The organism is Burkholderia sp. BCC0405 (assembly GCF_902833075.1).
Lineage (GTDB): Bacteria > Pseudomonadota > Gammaproteobacteria > Burkholderiales > Burkholderiaceae > Burkholderia.
Genome location: NZ_CADFEO010000007.1, coordinates 22,454 through 42,306, shown reverse-complemented (window position 1 = coordinate 42,306; position 19,853 = coordinate 22,454). Strand labels below are relative to the sequence as shown.

The window sequence follows — 19,853 nt, the reverse complement described above, 5'->3', positions numbered from 1 at the left end:
CTGCATCGCTTCGCGGCATTGTGTGCCGTCTATTACGCAACCTCCGTGCCAGAAATCCGGCCGGCCGGAATATTTTTAATGCATTGATTTGCAAGGGGTTTATTTCATCTGCGGAATGAGGTGCTCGACCGGCTGGCCGAGATTTCGGAATTCGCCCGGCGCCCAGGCCGAGATTTCGGCCTGGCGCCCGATCCGGTGCGGCCGCCCGCCATATCGCCGCGCGCGATTTTCTTCGCACAATCGCTTCGTAGACCGTCCCCGCGCCGCTCTCTATCATCGGCTGATCCTTTTCCGACGCGTTTGACCCCGGTCCGGAGAACGCCCATGCGTTCGCCGCGGCGTCGCTCATCCGTCGATACCGTCTTTGGACAGGAGAGTGGTTTCCATGCTGCATGCCGTTTTTTCCGCCCGCTTTTCCGCCGGCCGCGTCGCGCGTCTGCTGGCCGCCGCCCTGCTGGGCGTCGCGCTGCTCGATGGCGCGCACGCCGACACCGCGCCACTGAAGGTCGGCATCTCGACCAGCCCGCAGATCGAAGCGCTGAAGGTCGCCGCGAAGGAGGCGAAGGCGCAGGGGCTCGACGTGAAGATCGTCGAATTCACCGACTGGAATACGCCGAACGCGGCGCTCGCGAACAAGGACATCGACGTCAACTACTTCCAGCACATCCCGTTCCTCGAGAACGCGAACCGGCAGGGCGGCTACAACTTCGTGTCGATCGCGCCCGGCACGATCATGAAGATCGGCCTCTATTCGAAGAAGGTGAAAAGCTTCAGCGAGTTGAAGGACGGCGCGAAGGTCGCGATCGCGAACGATCCGGTGAACGGCGGGCGCGGGCTGTTGCTGCTGCAGCGCGCCGGGCTCATCACGCTGAAGCCGGGCGCCGACTACCGCGCGACGACGCACGACATCGTCGCGAACCCGAAGCACCTGAAGATCATTCCGCTCGAAGCGTCGCAGCTCGCGCGCTCGCTCGACGACGTCGATCTCGCGCAGGGCTACCCGAGCTTCATCAAGCTCGCCGGCACGACCGACCCGAACAGCGCGCTGCTGTTCGACGGCACCGAGAACAAGATCTTCGCGATCCAGTGGGTCGTGCGGCCGGACAGCGTGAACGATCCGCGCATCCGCAAGTTCATCGCGATCTACCAGCAGTCGCCGGCCGTGCGCCGTGCGCTCGACAACGCGTTCGGCTCGCTGTACGCGATCGCGTGGTGACGGAGGCGGGCATGACGACGGCGAACCGCAAGAAGATCCTGCTCAACGCGTTCAACATGAACTGCGTCGGGCACATCAACCACGGGCTGTGGACGCATCCGCGCGACCGCTCCGCGCACTACACCGATCTCGACTACTGGGCCGACCTCGCGAAGACGCTCGAACGCGGCAAGTTCGACGGGATCTTCCTCGCGGACATCGTCGGCGTGTACGACGTGTTTGGCGGCGGGCCCGATGCCGCGCTGCGCGAATCGGTGCAGGTGCCCGTCAACGATCCGCTGCTGCTGGTGCCCGCGATGGCGCAGGTCACGCGCCATCTCGGCTTCGGCGTGACCGCGAACCTGACCTACGAGCCGCCGTACCTGTTCGCGCGCCGCATGTCGACGCTCGATCACCTGACGAAAGGGCGGGTGGGCTGGAACATCGTCACCGGCTATCTCGACAGCGCCGCGCGCGGGATGGGCCTCGCGCAGCAGATCGGCCACGACGACCGTTACGAGCGCGCGGACGACTACATGGATGTTGTCTACAAGCTGTGGGAACAGAGCTGGGACGACGACGCGGTGATCCGCGACGCGCAGGCGCGCGTGTTCGCGCAGCCGGGCAAGGTGCGGCGCGTGAAGCACGACGGGCCGTTCTATTCGCTCGACGCGATTCACCTGAGCGAGCCGTCGCTGCAGCGCACGCCGGTGCTGTACCAGGCCGGTTCGTCCGCGCGCGGCGTCGAGTTCGCCGGCCGTCACGCGGAATGCGTGTTCGTGAACGGGCAAAGCAAGGCCGCCGCGCGCGCGGCGGCGCTCGACATTCGCGCGGCCGCTGCACGGCAGGGGCGTGACCCGGCGTCGATCCGGATCTTCGCGGGCGTGAGCGTCGTGACGGCCGAAACCGAGCGGCTCGCGCGCGAGAAGTTCGACGAATACCGGCGCTACGCGAGCCCCGAAGCCGGGCTCGCGCATTTCGCGAGCTCGACCGGCATCGACTTCGCGAAGTACGGCCTCGACGAGCCGATTTCTTACGTGAAGACCGATTCGATCCAGTCGGCCGTCGACGCGATCTCGCGCAAGAGCACGACCGGCACGTGGACCGTGCGACGGATGCTCGAGCAGATGTCGCTCGGCGGCCGCTATGCGCCGATCGTCGGCTCGCCGTCGCAGGTCGCGGACGAGCTGCAGTCGTGGATCGACGAGACCGGCATCGACGGCTTCAACCTGACGCGCACCGTGATGCCCGAGTCGTTCGAGGATTTCGTCGACTGGGTCGTGCCCGAGTTGCAGAACCGCGGTGTCTACAAGGAGGACTACGATCCCGCGCCGACGCTGCGCGAGAAGCTGTTCGGCGCCGGCCCGCGCCTGCCCGCGTGGCACACCGGCGCGCAGCACCGGCCGGCCCGCGCGCGCGACGCCGCCCATCCCGGTGCGCATCCCGCGCATGCCTGAACCTGACGGGGCGAAGTGATGACGCAATTGTTCGATACGCTGGGTTTCATCGACACGTCGGCCGCGCGCGCCGGCGCCGCTGCCGCGACGCATGATGAAGCGGCCGCGTTGGCCGACTTGGCCGACTTGGCCGACTTGGCCGACTTGGCCGGCGCAGCGGCCGTGTCGCTGGAGCAGGTCGGCAAGGTGTTCGCGACGCCGCGCGGCCAGGCCGCCGCGTTGCGCGACGTGACGCTCGACGTGCGGCGCGGCGAGGTATTCGGGATCATCGGCCGCAGCGGCGCCGGGAAGTCGACGCTGCTGCGGCTCGTGAACGGGCTCGAGCGGCCGAGTTCGGGCCGCGTGCGCGTGCAGGGCGTCGACGTCGGCGCGCTCGACGAGGACGGGCTCGTCGCGCTGCGGCGCCGTACCGGCATGGTGTTCCAGCATTTCAACCTGCTGTCCGCGAAGACGGTGTTCGAGAACGTCGCGCTGCCGCTGAAGATCGCCGGCGTGCCGAAAGCCGAGCGCGTGCGCAGGGTCGAGGCGTTGCTTGAGCTCGTCGGCCTCGCCGCGAAGCGCGACGCGTATCCGGCCAGCTTGTCGGGCGGCCAGAAGCAGCGCGTCGGCATTGCCCGCGCGCTCGTGCACGATCCGGAGGTGCTGCTGTGCGACGAGGCGACGTCGGCGCTCGATCCGGAGACGACGCAGTCGATCCTCGCGCTGCTCGCCGACATCAACCGCCGCCTCGGGCTGACGATCGTGCTGATCACGCACGAGATGGAAGTGATCCGCGCGGTGTGCGACACGGTTGCGGTGATCGAACAGGGCGAAGTCGTCGAAACGGGCCCCGTGTGGCGCGTGTTCGGCGACCCGCGCCACGGCGCGACGCGCGCGCTGCTCAGCACGCTCGTGCACGACCTGCCGGCCGAACTGGCCGCGCGCGTGCAGCCGCTGCCCGAGCAGGCCGCGCTGCCCGACGGTGCGCAGGTCGTGCTCGACGTCCGCTATACGGGCGAGAGTGGCGGCGAGCCGGATGTCGGTGCGCTCGCGGCGGCGCTCGGCGGCTCGGTGCGTTTCCTGCACGGCGGGATCGAGCGCATCCAGGGGCATGCACAGGGGCGGCTCGTGATCGCGGCAGCGCCGCGCGCGGATGACGCCGGCCAATCGCCGGCCCGCGGCGGAGCGGTTGCCGCGCTGCTCGAACGCGCGCGCCGCCACGCGAACCACGCGGAGGTGCTCGGCTATGTTTGAGCTCTGGTGGCCCGAACTGCTCGACGCGATCCGCGACACGCTGTCGATGGTCGCCGCGTCGGCCGCGATTGCCGCGCTGATCGGCATCCCGCTCGCGGTGATCCTCGTGACGACCGCGCCCGGCGGCATCTACGAACGGCGCGGCGTGAATGCGGTGCTCGGCGCGCTCGTCAACGTGTTCCGCTCGACGCCGTTCATCATCCTGCTGGTCGCGCTGCTGCCGTTCACGCGCGTGCTGATCGGCACGACGATCGGCGTCTGGGCGGCCGTCGTGCCGCTGTCGATCGCCGCGATCCCGTTCTTCGCGCGGATCGCCGAGGTGAGCCTGCGCGAAGTCGACCGCGGACTGATCGAGGCCGCGCTCGCGATGGGCGCGAAGCGCCGCCACATCGTCTGGCACGTGCTGCTGCCCGAAGCGCTGCCCGGCATGCTCGGCGGCTTCACCATCACCGTCGTCGCGCTGATCGGCTCGACCGCGATGGCGGGCGCCGTCGGCGCGGGCGGCCTCGGCGATCTCGCGATCCGCTACGGCTACCAGCGTTTCGACACCACCGTCATGGCGACCGTGATCGTGATCCTGATCGCGCTCGTCTCGGCCGTGCAAATCACCGGCGACCGCCTGGTCCGACGTGTGACCCGGCGTACCTGAGCGGCGCCACAAGCGTCCGCTCGCTTCATTCATGATCCTGAGAGAAAGAACCCTATGACCTTGCCCATCGGCGCGCCGCGCGAATGGAACGGACAATTCGAGGAGGCGCTGTTTCTCGACGTGGCGCGACGCCATCGTCCAGACTTCCCGGCCAAGCTCGCCACACCGCCGCGCGAGCCGCGCAACGACGACGAGCTGGCCGCCGTCGCCGACTACTACACGAAGATGGCGTCGCACGACCTGTTCATCGTGCAGGTCGTCGCGAAGGCGATCGACACGCTGTTCCGCGACGACCCGCATTTCCAGCTGATCCTGTCGCGCCAGCTCGGCGATGACGGTGCGCACGCGGTGATCGGCCGCGAGCGCGTGACCGAACTGACGGGGCGCGATCCGCTGCCGGAAGTCGACCGGCTCGTCGCCGCGCACTGGGCGCGCATCGGCGACATCGCGGTGCGCGACGTCGCGGGCTTTCTCGCATTCGAATGGCATTACGAGCTGCACATCCTCGCGAAGCTGTGGATTCAGCGCAAGACCGGCCGCATCGGCGATTCCGCGATGCGCGAGCATGGCGAGAACCGGATCCGGCCGGACGAGGAGTGGCATCGCGTGCAGATCGTGCAGTGGTGGTTCGATACGTTGAAGGCGCTGCCGGCCGCCGAGCGCGACGCGCTGATCGATCGCGTGATCGCGGCCGACGAGGAAACGCAGGCGCGGCTCGACGGTTATCTGCACGACGAATACGCGCACACCGCGCACGTGTTCGGCGCGGATATCGCCGAATACCGCGCGATCTACGACGACTGGCGGCGCGAGATCCTGTCGCGGCTGACCGGCCGCAAGCTCGACGCGCTCGTGCCGCTGTCGGGGGAGGCGGTTGCGCAGGAAGCCGTCGCATGAACGATCCCCGTGGCCCGGCGACCTTCGCGCCCGATACCGATGGACCCGCCTTCGACCGCGCCGGGTTGGCCCGGGCGATCGACGCGTTGCGCGCCACTGCCGCCGCGCGCGACCGCGCGGGCGGTCATGCGGCGCAAGAGAAGCAGTGGCTCGCCGATGCGGGGCTGCTGACGCTCGCGGTGCCGCGTGCGTTTGGCGGGCAGGAAGCCGCATGGCCCGGGATCTACGACGCGATCCGGCAGATCGCGCGCGTCGACAGCGCGCTCGCGCATCTCGTCGGATTCCAGTGCCTGCAGGTGGTGAGCGTCGACGTGTGGGGCAACGCCGCGCAGCGCGAGCGCTATCTGCGCGGCACGGTCGAGCAGCGATGGTGGTGGGGCAATGCGGTCAATCCGCTCGACACGCGACTCGTGGCCACGACGACGCCCGACGGCGGCTACCGGCTCGATGGCGTGAAGGGCTTCTGCTCGGGCACGCGCGGCTCGCAGCGCCTGACGGTGTCCGCGCACGATCCGGACACCGGCCGCACGGTGTTCGGCGTGGTGCCGACCGATCGTCCGGGGATCACGGTCAATGAAGACTGGGATCCGATCGGCCAGCGCCAGACCGATAGCGGCAGCGTGCGCTTCGACGCCGTGACGCTCGCGGCGGACGAGGTGCTGCACCGTTCCGAGGCACCGCCGACACCGCGCGCGACGCTGCGCACGCTCGTGTCGCAGCTCGTGCTGACGAACCTGTTCGTCGGGCTCGCGGAAGGTGCGCTGGCGGAAGCGCGCAACTACGTGCTGAAGCATGGCCGCCCGTGGATTCAGTCGGATGTCGCGCAGGCGAGCGACGATCCGTACACGCTGCAGCGCTTCGGCGACATGCGCGTGCGTGCGATCGCCGCGGCGGCGCTGGCCGATCGCGCGGCCGCCGCGTTGCAGCGCGCGTGGGCGCGGCAGGATGCGCTGACGGCGGACGAGCGCGCCGAGGTGGCGCTCGCGGTATCGGAGGCGAAGATCGTCGCGCAGCGCGCGGCGCTCGAGAATGGCGAGGCGCTGTTCGACGCATGCGGCGCGCGCGCGACGGCCGCGTCGCTCGGCCTCGACCGCTTCTGGCGGAACGCGCGCACGCATACGCTGCACGATCCGCTCGACTACCGGCTGCGCGACGTGGGCCGGTTCGCACTGGCCGGGGCATTGCCCCCGGCGTCGCTCTATACGTAAGTGAGCGCGCGCACCGTTACTGGTCGACGGGCGGCGGGGCCTCCGTCGGCACGGCCACGGGGGCGGGTGCGAGCGCAGGCTGGCTGGCCAGCGGTGCGCCGCTTTCCACGCCGGCGCGCTTGAACGAAAGCAGTTCGTTCGAATAGCGCGCGTTGCGCATCCCGTTCGCGTCGTAGTACTCCTCGACCGACTTGACCCAGCGGCCCACTGCCGGCACGGTCCAGAACGCCTTGTAGGTCTTGCCGGTCTGGTCCGCCGTGCCGTTGTCGCGGCTCTGCATCACGATCGTCGAACGCGCTCGCGTTGCGCGATACGCCGGACATGATTGATTGCTCCGGCGGGAGCGCGAATCGCCGCCGTGCGACCGGCCTGCTGGACGCCCGAAATGATATGTTATATCGTTGCGATACAATATATCATTCTCTCCTCAACGTCCTCTTCCGGAATCGCCCGATGAGTACCGCACTCCATCCGTCCACGCGGCTTCCCGTGACCGTCCTGTCCGGCTTCCTCGGCGCCGGCAAGACCACGCTGCTCAACCACATCCTCAACAATCGCGAGGGCCGGCGCGTCGCGGTCATCGTCAACGACATGTCCGAGGTCAACATCGACGCCGCGCTCGTGCGCGACGGCGGCGCGGGGCTGTCGCGCACCGACGAGAAACTGGTCGAGATGAGCAACGGCTGCATCTGCTGCACGCTGCGCGAGGATCTGCTGATCGAGGTCGACCGGCTCGCGCGCGAAGGGCGGTTCGACCAGCTCGTGATCGAATCGACCGGCATCTCGGAGCCGCTGCCGGTGGCCGAGACGTTCACGTTCGAAGGCGAGGACGGCCGCAGCCTCGGCGAAGTCGCGCGGCTCGACACGATGGTGACGGTGGTCGATGCGTTCAATTTCCTGCGCGACTACGCGTCGCGCGACAGCCTGCAGTCGCGCGGCGAATCGATGGGCGACGAGGATGCGCGCACGGTCGTCGATCTGCTGATCGACCAGATCGAGTTCTGCGACGTGATCGTGATCAACAAGATCGACCTGATCGACGCAAGCGCGCGCGAGCGGCTGGTCGCGCTGCTGCGCGGCCTGAACCCGCGCGCCCGGATCGAGATCGCCGAATTCGGCAAGGTGCCGCTCGAGCGCGTGCTCGACACGGGCCTGTTCGATTTCGAAGCCGCGTCGCGCGCGCCGGGCTGGCTGCAGGAGATGCGCGGCACGCACACGCCCGAGACCGACGAGTATGGCATCCGCAGTTTCGTCTATCGCGCGCGCCGGCCGTTCCATCCGCAGCGTTTCTTCGATCTCGTCGAAAGCGAATGGCCGGGCGTCGTCCGCTCGAAGGGGTTCTTCTGGCTCGCCACCCATCCGACCGTCGCCGGTTCGTGGTCGCAGGCCGGCGCGGTCGCACGGCACGGGCCGGCCGGTCACTGGTGGGCGGCCGTGCCGCCCGAGCGCTGGCCGCAGGACGCGGAAGCCGTCGCGCAGATCCGTGCGCGCTGGGACGAGCACGTCGGCGATGCGCGGCAGGAACTCGTGCTGATCGGCATGGACATGGACGAGCCCGCGCTGCGCGCGCGCTTCGACGCGTGTCTGCTGACCGACGCCGAGATGGCTACCGGCCCCGAACACTGGACCACGTGGGACAGCCCGTTTCACGACTGGCCCTGACCCGAACGCGCTTCCTGCATCGATCCGGATGGAGAAGGCGCTCCACCGGATTCCGAGCATGAATGCACCCCTTCCCGATATTTCCCTGACCGATGCCGCGCCGGGCGGCCGCCCGCTCGAATGGGTCGGCATGCAGGGCATCGACCTGCCCGTTGCGGTGGCCGAGCCCGGCTGCCGGCGCGACGTGCATGCGCGCGCCGACGTGCAGGTCGATCTGCCCGCACCGCAGGTGAAGGGCATCCACATGTCGCGGCTGTACCGGCTGCTCGACGGGTTCGGCGACGGCACGGCACTGTCGCCGGCCGGCCTTCGGCATGTGCTGCACGCGATGGTCGACAGCCATCGCGACTGCGACACGCGCAGTGCGCGGCTGCGGCTGCGCTTCGACTTGCTGGCGCGTCGTGCGGCGCTGGTGACCGACGGGCTGGCCGGGTGGAAGGCCTATCCGGTCCGGATCGACGCGACGTTGACGGGGCTCAGGTTCGAACTGCGCGCGCAGGTGACGGCCGTCTATTCGTCGACGTGCCCGTGCTCGGCCGCGCTGTCGCGGCACTGGGTCGAGCAGGCATTCCTGGCGGCGTTCGGCCGCGACGATCGCGTGGAACCGGCGGCAGTCGCCGCATGGCTGAAACGGCACGCGACGGCGGCCACGCCGCACAGTCAGCGCAGCGAAGCTGTCGTCAGCGTGGCGTTACCCGCCGATGGCGCGACGCTGGGGCTGATCGACCTGATCGATCGCGTCGAGCATGCGCTCGGCACGCCGGTGCAGACGGCCGTCAAGCGCGCGGACGAGCAGGCGTTCGCGGTGCTGAACGGCGAGAACCTGATGTTCGTCGAGGATGCCGCGCGCCGGGTCCAGGCCGCGCTGGATCGCCACCACCGGAACCCGCGGGTGCACGTGCGCCATCTGGAAAGCCTGCATCCGCACGATGCGGTGGCCTGGACCGCGCCGGTTCGCGAAGGCGCCGACGCATGCTGATCCGCAAGCTGTTCCGGTTCGAGAACGCGCACGTCGTGCGCGGCTGCAGCACGCGGCGCTGCTCGCATTCGATCCACGGCCATTCGTATCGCGTCGAGTTGCTGCTCGAAGCGCACGCGCTGGATCACGGGCAGATGATCTACGACTTCGGGCTGCTCAAGGGCGACGTGCGCGACCTGATCGACGCGTTCGACCATGCGGTGACGCTGTGGTCGGATGACGAGCCGGACTATCTCGAGAGCATGCGCCGGCATTCCGAGCGCTGGGTGATGCTGCCCGTATCGCCGAGCGCCGAGCAGTTCTCGCGCGTGTTCTTTCGCCTCGTCGATGCGGCGCTGTCGTGCACCCGCATGGTGAACGGCGAAGCCGACGTGCGGCTGCATTCGGTCATCGTTCACGAGACCGAGACCGGCTACGCGCAGTGCTTTCGCGACGATGCGTTCAACCCGCGCATGGGCCGTATCGACCTGGATGACATCGTGTTCGCGCCGGCCATCTCCGCGCAATGGCGCGATCCGGGCCTGTTCGAGCGGCTCAAGCGCGGCCATCTCCTTTCTCAGCAGGAATCCTCATGATTAGAAAGAACCCGCGCGGCGACCTGCCGCAGATCCACCCGAGCGCGTTCGTCGATCCGACCGCCATCCTGTGCGGGCTCGTGATTGTCGAGGAGAACGTGTTCATCGGCCCGTACGCGGTGATCCGCGCCGACGAAACGGACCCGGACGGCCGGATCGCGCCGATCGTGATCGGCGCGCATTCGAACATCCAGGACGGCGTGGTGATCCATTCGAAGTCTGGCGCGAGCGTCACCATCGGCCGGCACACGTCGATCGCGCACCGTGCGATCGTCCACGGGCCGTGCAAGGTCGGCAACGGCGTGTTCGTCGGTTTCAACAGCGTGCTGTTCAACTGCACCATCGACGACGGCTGCGTGGTGCGCTACAACGCGGTCGTCGACGGCTGCCGCCTGCCGCCGGGTTTCTACGTGCGTTCGACCGAGCGCATCGGGCCGGAAACCGATCTTGCCGCGTTGCCGCAGGTGACGGCCGACGCGAGCGACTTCTCCGAGGACGTGGCACGCACGAACAATGCGCTGGTGCTGGGCTACAAGCACATCCAGAACGAGTTCTGAGTCATGGGCGAACACACTCGACCTGAAGGGAGCGACGGGCCGAAGCGTCGCCACGCCGACTTGCTCGTGCACGGCGGCACGGTGATGACGCCCAACGGCGCCGAGCGGATCGACGTCGCGTGCGTCGGCGGCCGTGTCGTCGCGCTGGGCGCGTTGCACGGCGCCTGGAGCGCCGACTTGCTGCTCGATGCGGGCGGCCTGCATGTGCTGCCGGGCGTCGTCGACAGCCAGGTGCATTTCCGCGAGCCGGGCCTCACGCACAAGGAAACCATCGAGGCCGGCACGCGCGGCGCGGTGCTCGGCGGCGTCACGACAATCTTCGAGATGCCCAACACGCATCCGCTGACGCTGGGCGAGCAGGATCTGCAGGCGAAGCTGGATCTCGCGCGCGGCCGTGCATGGTGCGATTACGCGTTCTACATCGGCGGCTCGGCCGCGAACGCCGAGCGGTTGCCGGCGCTCGAGAACCTGCCGGGCTGCGCGGGCGTGAAGGTTTTCATGGGCAGTTCGTTCGGCGATCTGCTGGCCGACGACGAAGCCGTGCTGCGCCGGATCGTGCGCAACGGGCGGCGGCGCATGGCCGTGCATGCGGAGGACGAAGCGCGGCTGCGCGAGCGCCGGGCGCTCGTGGAAGCGAGCGGCGATGTGCGTGATCATCCTCGCTGGCGCGACGAGGAGAGCGCGCTGGCCGCGACGCGGCGCATCGTCGGGCTGGCTGCCGAGACGGGCAGGCGGCTGCATGTGCTGCACGTGTCCACCGCACAGGAAATGGCGTTCCTCGCGCGGCACCGGCATCGCGTGACGGTCGAGGTCACGCCGCATCACCTGAGCTTGCACGCGCCCGATTGCTACGAGCGGCTCGGCACGTTCGCGCAGATGAATCCGCCGGTGCGCGAGCGGCATCATCAGGATGCACTGTGGCAGGCCGTCCGCGACGGCGTGGTCGACGTGATCGGCAGCGATCACGCGCCGCATACGCGCGACGAAAAGCGCCGGCCCTATCCGCAGTCGCCGAGCGGCATGACCGGCGTGCAGACGCTGCTGCCGCTGATGCTCGATCACGTGCATGCGGGCCGCCTGAGCCTCGAACGGCTGGTCGACCTGACCAGCGCCGGGCCGGCGCGCATTTTCGGCATCGAGGGGAAAGGGCGGATTGCGGTGGGCTACGACGCCGATTTCAGCATCGTCGATTTGCGCGCGCGCCGCATCATCCGCGACGAATGGATCGCCAGCGTGAGCGGCTGGACGCCTTACGACGGGTGCGCGGTCACGGGCTGGCCCGTGCACACGGTCGTGCGCGGGCAGGTCGTCGTGCGCGACGGCGGGTTGAGCGGGGAGCCGGCGGGGCAGGCCGTCGCGTTCCTGGACGCGACGCGTTAGCCGCGCACTACGCCGGCAACGCGTCCGCCAGCGCGCGCATCGCGTCCACCGTCTCCGGATTCGCCGGAAAGAACGCCTCGATCGCGAGTTCCGACAGCGTCACGTCGACCGGCGTGCCGAACACCGTCGTCGTGCTGAAGAACGTCAGTTCGCCGGCCGCCGTGCGCAGCCGCAGCGGCACGGCGATATCCGCGAAGTCGGTGCGCGCATGCGTGTCGTCGGGCTGGCCGGCCGGCGCCGGATAGGCGGCGAGTTCGTCGCGCAGCGTGTGCAGCGTGCGGTCGCCGCTCGCATCGATCTGCCGCTGCAGGCGATGCAGGATGTGCGCGCGCCATTCGTGCCAGTTGACGATCTGCGACGCGAGCCCGTCCGGATGCAGGCTCAGGCGCAGCACGTTGACGGGCGGCTGCAGCAGCGCCGGGTCGGCCTGCGCGACCAGCGCGCCGAGCATCCGGTTCGCGGCGAGCAGCGTCCAGCGGCGGTCGACGGCGAGCGCCGGGTAGGGTTCGTGGCCGCGCAGCACGGCTTCGACCGCATGGCGCGCGGCATCCAGTTGCGGATCCGAAAACGGCCGTTCGCGAAACAGCGGCGCGAAGCCGGCCGCGACGAGCAGCGCATTGCGTTCGCGCAGCGGCACGTCGAGACGCTCCGCGAGATGCAGCACCATCTCGCGGCTCGGCTGCGCGCGGCCCGATTCGACGAAACTCAGGTGGCGCGCGGAGACTTCCGCGTCGAGCGCAAGCGCCATCTGGCTCAGGCGCCGGCGCTGCCGCCAGGTGCGCAGCAGCGGGCCGATGCCGGGCGCGCGGCCGGCGGACGGGGAGGGCGAATGGAGGGCGGCGGTCGGGTTCATGCAGCAGATGATAGGCAATCCCGCGCACCTTGGGCATTACCTGGGACGTAAGCAACGCGCCGTTCCCCGGGCGTGTCGCCGCGCTGCGTTACCATAGCCCCCGTGCCAACTGAGAGACGACGCCGGACCCGCGATTGAAAACGCCTGGGCCGACGCCGTGCATATTGACGACAAGGCATTCCAGGGGAATCCAATAATGAAAAAACTCGCCGTCCGGCTCGCCTGCGTGGCGACGCTTGCATTCGCCGCGACCGCCAGCCACGCGCAGACCGAAGCCGCGCAGGTGGAAATGCGGGCCGCCGCCGCGGCCGCCAACGACGCGGTCGTGAAGGGCCCGACCGACATCGATGTGAAACACGAAGCCGTGCTGAAGCTGAAAGCCGGCGAATCGTTCGTGCCGGCCGCCGAAGCCGGCCGCTACCTGCGCTCGATGGGCAACTCGATCGACGAATCCAGGCTGGTCGGCCTCGTGCTGCCCGACGACCCCGACGCCGACTGGATCTCGGTCGTGTCGTTCGAGCCGAGCGGCTATATCCGCGACGACGATGCGAAGGACTGGAAGCCCGACGAGCTGCTGAAGAGCCTGCAGGCCGGCACCGAGGAAGACAACCCGGGGCGCAAGGAGCGCGGCCTGCCGGAAACCGAGGTGGTCGGCTGGGCGAAGGCGCCCGCCTACGATGCGGCCACGCACCGGCTCGTGTGGTCCGCGATCATCCGCGACAAAGGCGCGGCCCCGAACGCCGGGAACGACGGCGTGAACTACCGGACGCTGGTGCTCGGCCGTGACGGCTACCTGTCGTTGACGATGGCGTCGACGCTCGCCGATCTGCCGAAATACAAGGCGTCGGCCAACGAACTGCTGTCGAACATCAGCTTCAACGACGGCAAGCGCTACGCCGATTTCAACAAGTCGACCGACCACGTCGCCGAGTACGGCCTCGCGGCGCTGATCGTCGGCGTCGGCGCGAAGAAGCTCGGCCTGCTCGCGCTGATCGGCGCGTTCGCGGTGAAGTTCTTCAAGATCGGCGCGGTCGCGCTGCTGGCCGGCGGCGCGGCGGTGAAGCGCTTCTTCGGGCGCAAGCCGAAGCCGGTCGCGGTGCCGGCCGTCGCCGACGCATCCGATGCATCCGGCACGGAGCGCAAGGAATGACGAAGCTGTTGCTGCTGATCTTCGGCGGCCTCAAGCTCGGCAAGGTGCTCGTGTCGGCGGGCACCATGCTGGCGTCGATCGCGGTCTACGCGCTGTTCTACGGCTGGCGGTTCGCGGCCGGTTTCGTCGCGCTGCTGCTGGTGCACGAGGCGGGCCACTTCATCGCCGCGCAGCGGCGCGGGCTCGACGTCGGGTTGCCGACCTTCATCCCGTTTGTCGGCGCGTGGATCCAGTTGAAGGAGATGCCGCACGACGCGGAAACCGAGGCGTATGTCGGGCTCGCCGGGCCGCTCGTCGGCACGCTCGGTGCGCTGGCCTGCTACGCGGCCGCGCGCCACTACGACAGCAACCTGCTGCTCGCGCTGTCGTACACGGGCTTCTTCCTGAACCTGTTCAACATGATTCCGCTGTCGCCGTTCGACGGCGGGCGGATCACCGCGGTGCTGTCGCCGCGCATCTGGCTCGCGGGCGTGCCCGTGCTGATCGCGCTGTTCGTCTATCGTCCGAGCCCGTTGCTGATCGTGATGGCGATTCTCGCGTTGCCGCAGCTGAAGCGTGCGTGGCGCTACGATCCCGACGCGCCGGAGAACCGCGTGTACTACGCGACGTCGATCGAGACGAAGGTGACCTATGCGCTCTGCTACGTCGGCCTGCTCGCGTTCCTCGCGCTGATGACATCCGGCGTGCACGACATGCTGCGCGTTGCGCATTCGTCGATATGACAGCGGATACCTGAGATCGAATGCAACAACGGCGGCCGTTTTCGCGCGGCCGCCGCTGTTTTGTATCGAAGCAGAACTTCAGGCGTCGCGATGATGCAGTTCGACGCGCCTGATGTCCTTCACGATCACGAGATAGCTGAACACGGTGACGAGCGCGTTCAGCCCGACGAACACGAGCGCGCCGTTGAACGAGCCGCTCGCGCCGACGAGGTAGCCGATCGCGATCGGCGCGACGATGCCGGCCGTGTTGCCGAACATGTTGAACAGGCTGCCCGACAGGCCGATCGCTTCCTTCGGCGCGGTATCCGCGACGACGGCCCAGCCGAGCGAGCCGATGCCCTTGCCGAAGAACGACACGGCCATCAGCACGATCACCAGCACTTCGCTGTCGACGTAGTTGCAGCCGATGATGACCATCGACAGCGCCATCCCGCCGACGATCGGGATCTTGCGCGCGAGCGTGAGCGACACGCCGCGGCGGATCAGCCCGTCCGACAACATCCCGCCGAGCACGCCGCCGAGGAATCCGCAGATCGCGGGCAGCGACGTCATGAAGCCGGCCTTCAGCAGCGACATCCCGCGCGCCTGCACGAGGTAGATCGGAAACCACGTGAGGAAGAAGTACGTCAGCACGTTCACGCAGTACTGGCCGAGGTACACGCCGATCAGCATCCGGTTCGACAGCAGCTGGCGCACGTAGTACCAGCCGGCGACGCGGCTGCCTTCGGCGCGCGCGCCGCTGCTGCTGCGCGCGGCGGTGCGCACCAGGCCGCCGCCTTGCTCGATGTGCTCGAGTTCCGCGCGGTTCACGCCCGGGTGGTCGACAGGATCCTTCACGACCCGCAGCCACAGGAACGCGAGCGCGATGCCCGCGAGGCCGAGCCACAGATACACCTGGTGCCAGCCGTACGCATGCGTGAGCCACGCCATCAGCGGCGAGAACACCACGGCCGCGAAATACTGCGCCGAGTTGAACACCGCCGACGCCGTGCCGCGCTCGGCGGTAGGGAACCAGCTCGCGACGACCTTCGCGTTCGCCGGAAACGCGGGCGCTTCGGCGATGCCGACCGCGAAGCGCATCGCGAACAGCGCGGCGACCGCGAACGCGGCGCTGCCGCCGAGGCCGATCGTGCTCTGCAGCAGCGTGAACGCCGACCACAGGAAGATGCTGGCCGCATACACGCGCCGCGCGCCGAAGCGGTCGAGCAGCCAGCCGCTCGGCAGTTGCGCGAGCACGTACGCCCAGCTGAACGCCGAGAAGATGTAGCCCATCGTCACCGGATCGATGCCGAACGCCTTGCGGATCGGCGTGCCGGTGATCGACAGCGTCGCGCGGTCCGCATAGTTGAGCGTCGTGACGACGAACAGCATCGCCAGGATCCAGTAGCGCACGGCGGTCCGGCGAGCGGTGCGCGCGAGGTCGAGCGGAAGGTCGCGAGGGGAGGTCTGATTGGTCACTTTAAACGTACGTCGTCGTATGACATAGCCGAAAGTTTATTGTTAATGCGCGGATTGAGAAACTTCGGGTTTTCCCTTTTGCGGATCGCGTCACAGTGTGGGAGTGTCGTGATTTTCTGGCCGGGAAGGGTGGTCGAATGTATCGTTGACGCCTTCGCAGGCGGCGAGAATGATGCGATGCTGTCCGCAGACATCGTATCTGTTGAGCTACAATGAGCCATCTATTCCCGAACCACGGAGCACACCCCATGCAACTGACTGGAGAGATGCTGATCGGCGCCGACGCGGTGGCCGGCTCGGCCGGTACCTTGCACGCATTCGACCCGACGAAGGGCGCGCCGATCGACGCACCGACGTTCGGCGTCGCGACGCAGGCCGACGTCGAGCGCGCATGCGAACTCGCACGCGATGCGTTCGACACGTACCGCGCGCAGCCGCTCGCGGCCCGCGCGGCGTTTCTCGAGGCGATCGCCGATGAAATCGTCGCGCTCGGCGATGCGCTGATCGAGCGCGCGCACGCCGAAACTGGCCTGCCCGTCGCACGGTTGCAGGGCGAGCGCGGCCGCACCGTCGGCCAGCTCCGGCTGTTCGCGCGCGTCGTGCGCGACGGGCGTTTCCTCGCCGCGTCGATCGATCCCGCGCAGCCGGCGCGCACGCCGCTGCCGCGTTCGGACCTGCGGCTGCAGAAAGTCGGGCTCGGGCCCGTCGCCGTGTTCGGTGCGAGCAATTTTCCGCTCGCGTTCTCGGTGGCCGGCGGCGATACGGCGTCGGCGCTCGCGGCCGGCTGCCCGGTGATCGTGAAGGCGCACGAGGCGCACCTCGGCACGTCCGAGCTGGTTGGCCGCGCGATTCGCGCAGCCGTCGCGAAAACCGGGATGCCGGCGGGCGTGTTCTCGCTGCTGGTCGGCCCCGGCCGCGTGACCGGCGCGGCGCTCGTCAGCCATCCGGCGGTCCAGGCGGTCGGTTTCACGGGGTCGCGGCAGGGCGGCATGGCGCTCGTGCAACTTGCGAACGCGCGCCCGCAGCCGATTCCCGTCTACGCGGAAATGAGCAGCATCAACCCCGTCGTGCTGTTCCCGGCGGCGCTCGCCGCGCGCGGCGACGCGATCGCGACGGGCTTCGTCGATTCGCTGACGCTCGGCGTCGGCCAGTTCTGTACCAACCCGGGCCTCGTGCTCGCGATCGACGGCCCCGATCTCGACCGCTTCGAAACGGTCGCCGCGCAGGCGCTCGCGAAGAAGCCGGCCGGCGTGATGCTCACGCCCGGCATCGCCGATGCGTATCGCAACGGCCGCGGCAAGCTGGCCGAACTGCCGGGCGTGCGCGAGATCGGCGCGGGCGAGGCGGCGCAGACCGACTGCCAGGCCGGCGGCGCGCTGTACGAAGTCGGCGCACCGGCGTTCCTGGCAGAGCCGGCGTTCAGCCACGAGGTGTTCGGTCCGGCGTCGCTGATCGTGCGCTGCCGCGATCTCGACGAAGTCGCGCGCGTGCTCGAAGCGCTCGAAGGCCAGCTGACGGCCACGCTGCAGATGGACGCCGACGACAAGCCGCTCGCGCGCCGGCTGCTGCCGATCCTCGAACGCAAGGCGGGCCGCCTGCTGGTCAACGGCTACCCGACGGGTGTCGAGGTATGCGACGCGATGGTGCACGGCGGGCCGTTCCCGGCCACGTCGAACCCGGCCGTTACGTCGGTGGGCGCGACGGCGATCGAGCGGTTCCTGCGGCCCGTGTGCTACCAGGATTTCCCGGACGATCTGCTGCCGGAAGGGTTGCAGGAGCGCAATCCGCTCGCGATTCCGCGGCTGCGGGACGGGAAGGCGGAGTGATGGCGCGCCTCGACTGAGGGGCGATCCACTGCGACCGGTGAGCCTGGGTGCTTGCCGGTCGCGACAAACGAAAAGGCGGAAGTGGCCGGTGAGCCGCTTCCGCCTTTTTTGCATGCGCTGACTTCGTCGTCAGCTGCCGACATAACGACGGGCAGGTCGCACAGCGCATCCAACACGGTCTGGCGATCTCGCCGTCTTCCGCGCCGACCGAATTTCTCCTACAGTACCGGAGCCCGGGTCGACCGACTCGCAGGCGAAACCTGAGAGATCCAGAACAAGACCAAGAGGGAACGGCATCATGAACATCAGCAAACGTGGCGACCACCTGTTCGCGGCCGGATTGTGGAAAGCGATCGGCGATGTCGCGAAATCGGTGCGCACGCAGGTCGGGGAATATAGCGAAGGCCGCGTGCTGGCCAACGCGCTGCTCGAATTGCAGCGCGACCTGGGCGGCAGCGAATTCGACGTGACGATCAACCAGGGGCGGCTCGTCACGGGCGCCGACGCGCATTCGCTCGTGTTCGGGCAGGCCGTCCGACGTTTCCGGCAAGATATGGAAGCGCTGGTGTTCGCGCTCCAATACCGGCGCAGCATCGACGAACGCGACCAGGGCCTGCGCGCCGAAGCGCTGACGCAGGCGAACAGCCAGCTCGCGACCGCGAAGCAGTCGGCGACGATCACGGTCGGCCGGTTCTTCGATGCGGTCGTCGACCGCGACGTGCTCGGGCAGATTCTCGACGGCGAATCGAAGGCGCGTGCGCGTACGGGCGCGCAGGACCAGATCGAGGCGACGCGGGTCAAGCTGGGGAACGTGCGCTACCGGATCGTCGGGATCATCGCGCAGATGTGACGGGGAGGGCCGGCCCGCGAAGCGGGCGGCGTCGGGCGGAGCGTCCCGACGGAGGCGGCACGCTTCGGAGTGGATGTGTGCGCAGTTGCCGATACAAGCGGTGCGACAGGGTCAACCTGGCGCGCGCCGCACAAGCAGCCGGCCACGGCGCCGATGAAGGCGCCGCGCCGGCCACGCTCGCTTACTGCGGGCCCATCTTCTTGATCAGCACGTCGAGCTGCGCGACTTCTTCGTCGGTGAGGTCGACGAGCGGCGCACGCACGGGGCCCGCGTCGTGGCCGACGAGCTTCGCGCCCGCCTTCACGATGCTGACTGCATAGCCCGCGCGGCGATTGCGGATCTTCAGGTACGGCAGGAAGAACTCGTCGATCAGGCGGCCGACCGTTGCGTGGTCGTCCTTTGCGATCGCTTCGTAGAATGCCATCGCCGTCTTCGGGATGAAGTTGAACACGGCCGACGAATACACCGGCACGCCGAGCGCCTTGTATGCGGCGGCATAGACTTCGGCCGTCGGCAGGCCGCCCAGGTACGCGAAGCGGTCGCCGAGGCGGCGGCGGATCGTCACCATGCTTTCGATTTCGCCCACGCCGTCCTTGAAGCCGATCAGGTTCGGGCAACGGTCGGCGAGGCGCTCGAGCATGTCGGCGTTCAGCTTCGAATTCGCGCGGTTGTACACCACGACGCCGATCTTCAGCGCGCGGCACACTTGCTCGACGTGGTCGGCGATCCCTTCCTGGCTGGCTTCGGTCAGGTAATGCGGCATCAGCAGCACGCCGCTTGCGCCGAGGCGCTCGGCCTCCTGCGCATATTCGATCGCGACGCGCGTCGCGCCGCCCGCGCCGGCGAGGATCGGCACCTTGCCCTTGCAGGTTTCCGTCGCGACGCGGATCACGTCCGAATACTCGCGCTGCGTGAGCGAGAAGAATTCACCGGTGCCGCCGGCCGCGAACAGTGCGCTCGCACCGTACGGCGCGAGCCATTCCAGGCGCTCGGCATAGGTGGACGGGCGGAAGCTGCCGTCGACGTCGAAATCCGTCAGCGGAAACGACAGCAGGCCGTGGGAGATGATCTGTTTGAGTTCTTGCGGTGAGGTCATGGTTGGGTCGTCCGTCTAGCGCGAGTGCTGGGTTCGTCGGGAACGGCATACGGGCCACATTGGCGATGTCGTTGTATGTCATCGTACAACGCGCAAAGAAGTGACG

At 68.5% G+C, this 19,853-nt stretch carries 18 protein-coding genes and 1 pseudogene; 15 read left to right on the top strand and 4 right to left on the bottom strand.

Going from position 1 to position 19,853, the window contains the following annotated elements; translation table 11 throughout:
* Positions 1-385 precede the first annotated feature (385 nt).
* Genes HWX36_RS13185 through HWX36_RS13160 form a run of 6 tightly spaced genes read left to right on the top strand, consistent with a single transcriptional unit; the run spans position 386 to position 6,639 of the window.
* Entirely contained in the window at positions 386-1,216 is an 831-nt protein-coding gene (locus HWX36_RS13185) for a MetQ/NlpA family ABC transporter substrate-binding protein (protein WP_175952535.1), read from the top strand.
* Positions 1,217-1,227: 11 nt separating this feature from the next.
* Positions 1,228-2,652 carry an LLM class flavin-dependent oxidoreductase gene (locus tag HWX36_RS13180; protein ID WP_175952534.1) on the top strand — a complete coding sequence of 475 codons (1,425 nt, stop codon included), beginning with the start codon at positions 1,228-1,230 and terminating at the stop codon, positions 2,650-2,652.
* Positions 2,653-2,670: 18 nt separating this feature from the next.
* The gene (locus tag HWX36_RS13175) at positions 2,671-3,885 is read left to right on the top strand and encodes an ATP-binding cassette domain-containing protein (protein WP_175952533.1); all 1,215 of its coding nucleotides are present in this window, start codon (positions 2,671-2,673) and stop codon (positions 3,883-3,885) included.
* Positions 3,878-4,534, top strand: a complete 657-nt coding sequence (locus tag HWX36_RS13170; protein ID WP_175952532.1) for a methionine ABC transporter permease — start codon at positions 3,878-3,880, stop codon at positions 4,532-4,534. Before HWX36_RS13175 ends, HWX36_RS13170 begins: the two co-directional genes overlap by 8 nt.
* A gap of 54 nt (positions 4,535-4,588) precedes the next feature.
* Positions 4,589-5,431 (top strand): hypothetical protein, encoded by an 843-nt coding sequence (locus HWX36_RS13165; RefSeq protein ID WP_175952531.1) that lies wholly within the window; start codon positions 4,589-4,591, stop codon positions 5,429-5,431.
* A complete protein-coding gene (locus HWX36_RS13160) occupies positions 5,428-6,639 on the top strand; it encodes an acyl-CoA dehydrogenase family protein (protein ID WP_175952530.1) in 1,212 nt (403 codons plus the stop codon). The genes HWX36_RS13165 and HWX36_RS13160 overlap by 4 nt, the downstream gene beginning before the upstream one ends.
* Before the next feature lie 16 nt (positions 6,640-6,655).
* Here HWX36_RS13160 and HWX36_RS13155 read toward each other — a convergent pair.
* Positions 6,656-6,977 (bottom strand): annotated as a pseudogene (locus HWX36_RS13155) (hypothetical protein); the annotation flags it as partial.
* A 115-nt stretch (positions 6,978-7,092) separates the two neighbouring features.
* On the opposite strand from HWX36_RS13155, the gene zigA reads away from it, so the two are divergent.
* The 5 genes from zigA to HWX36_RS13130 are packed head-to-tail and all read left to right on the top strand — an operon-like array spanning position 7,093 to position 11,792.
* The gene (gene zigA / locus HWX36_RS13150) at positions 7,093-8,301 is read left to right on the top strand and encodes a zinc metallochaperone GTPase ZigA (protein ID WP_175952529.1); all 1,209 of its coding nucleotides are present in this window, start codon (positions 7,093-7,095) and stop codon (positions 8,299-8,301) included.
* A gap of 58 nt (positions 8,302-8,359) precedes the next feature.
* Entirely contained in the window at positions 8,360-9,280 is a 921-nt protein-coding gene (folE2, locus tag HWX36_RS13145) for a GTP cyclohydrolase FolE2 (RefSeq protein ID WP_175952528.1), read from the top strand.
* Positions 9,274-9,855, top strand: a complete 582-nt coding sequence (locus HWX36_RS13140) for a 6-carboxytetrahydropterin synthase (protein ID WP_175952527.1) — start codon at positions 9,274-9,276, stop codon at positions 9,853-9,855. Before folE2 ends, HWX36_RS13140 begins: the two co-directional genes overlap by 7 nt.
* Positions 9,852-10,412 (top strand): carbonate dehydratase, encoded by a 561-nt coding sequence (locus HWX36_RS13135; protein WP_175952526.1) that lies wholly within the window; start codon positions 9,852-9,854, stop codon positions 10,410-10,412. Before HWX36_RS13140 ends, HWX36_RS13135 begins: the two co-directional genes overlap by 4 nt.
* A 3-nt stretch (positions 10,413-10,415) precedes the next feature.
* Positions 10,416-11,792 carry a dihydroorotase gene (locus tag HWX36_RS13130; RefSeq protein ID WP_175952525.1) on the top strand — a complete coding sequence of 459 codons (1,377 nt, stop codon included), beginning with the start codon at positions 10,416-10,418 and terminating at the stop codon, positions 11,790-11,792.
* A 7-nt stretch (positions 11,793-11,799) separates the two neighbouring features.
* On the opposite strand, the gene HWX36_RS13125 is transcribed toward HWX36_RS13130, so the two are convergent.
* On the bottom strand, positions 11,800-12,645 hold the full coding sequence (locus HWX36_RS13125) for a helix-turn-helix transcriptional regulator (RefSeq protein ID WP_175952524.1): 846 nt from the start codon (positions 12,643-12,645) through the stop codon (positions 11,800-11,802).
* Between the two features lie 196 nt (positions 12,646-12,841).
* On the opposite strand from HWX36_RS13125, the gene HWX36_RS13120 reads away from it, so the two are divergent.
* Together HWX36_RS13120 and HWX36_RS13115 are read left to right on the top strand one after the other, a co-directional pair.
* Positions 12,842-13,795 carry a DUF2167 domain-containing protein gene (locus tag HWX36_RS13120; RefSeq protein ID WP_175952523.1) on the top strand — a complete coding sequence of 318 codons (954 nt, stop codon included), beginning with the start codon at positions 12,842-12,844 and terminating at the stop codon, positions 13,793-13,795.
* The gene (locus tag HWX36_RS13115) at positions 13,792-14,517 is read left to right on the top strand and encodes a site-2 protease family protein (RefSeq protein WP_175952522.1); all 726 of its coding nucleotides are present in this window, start codon (positions 13,792-13,794) and stop codon (positions 14,515-14,517) included. The genes HWX36_RS13120 and HWX36_RS13115 overlap by 4 nt, the downstream gene beginning before the upstream one ends.
* A 78-nt stretch (positions 14,518-14,595) precedes the next feature.
* Here the strand turns inward: HWX36_RS13115 and HWX36_RS13110 are convergent, their stop codons facing one another.
* Entirely contained in the window at positions 14,596-15,975 is a 1,380-nt protein-coding gene (locus HWX36_RS13110) for an MFS transporter (protein WP_175952521.1), read from the bottom strand.
* A 248-nt stretch (positions 15,976-16,223) separates the two neighbouring features.
* Here HWX36_RS13110 and HWX36_RS13105 point away from each other — a divergent pair, with 248 nt between their 5' ends.
* Together HWX36_RS13105 and HWX36_RS13100 are read left to right on the top strand one after the other, a co-directional pair.
* Positions 16,224-17,801 (top strand): aldehyde dehydrogenase (NADP(+)), encoded by a 1,578-nt coding sequence (locus HWX36_RS13105; RefSeq protein ID WP_175952520.1) that lies wholly within the window; start codon positions 16,224-16,226, stop codon positions 17,799-17,801.
* Positions 17,802-18,099: 298 nt separating this feature from the next.
* Positions 18,100-18,651: a hypothetical protein gene (locus HWX36_RS13100; RefSeq protein ID WP_175952519.1), complete on the top strand. Its 552-nt coding sequence runs from the start codon at positions 18,100-18,102 to the stop codon at positions 18,649-18,651.
* 181 nt (positions 18,652-18,832) lie between these two features.
* Here HWX36_RS13100 and kdgD read toward each other — a convergent pair whose 3' ends face one another.
* Positions 18,833-19,747, bottom strand: coding sequence for a 5-dehydro-4-deoxyglucarate dehydratase (kdgD, locus tag HWX36_RS13095; protein ID WP_175952518.1), 915 nt, complete (start codon positions 19,745-19,747; stop codon positions 18,833-18,835).
* Between the last annotated feature and the right edge of the window lie 106 nt (positions 19,748-19,853).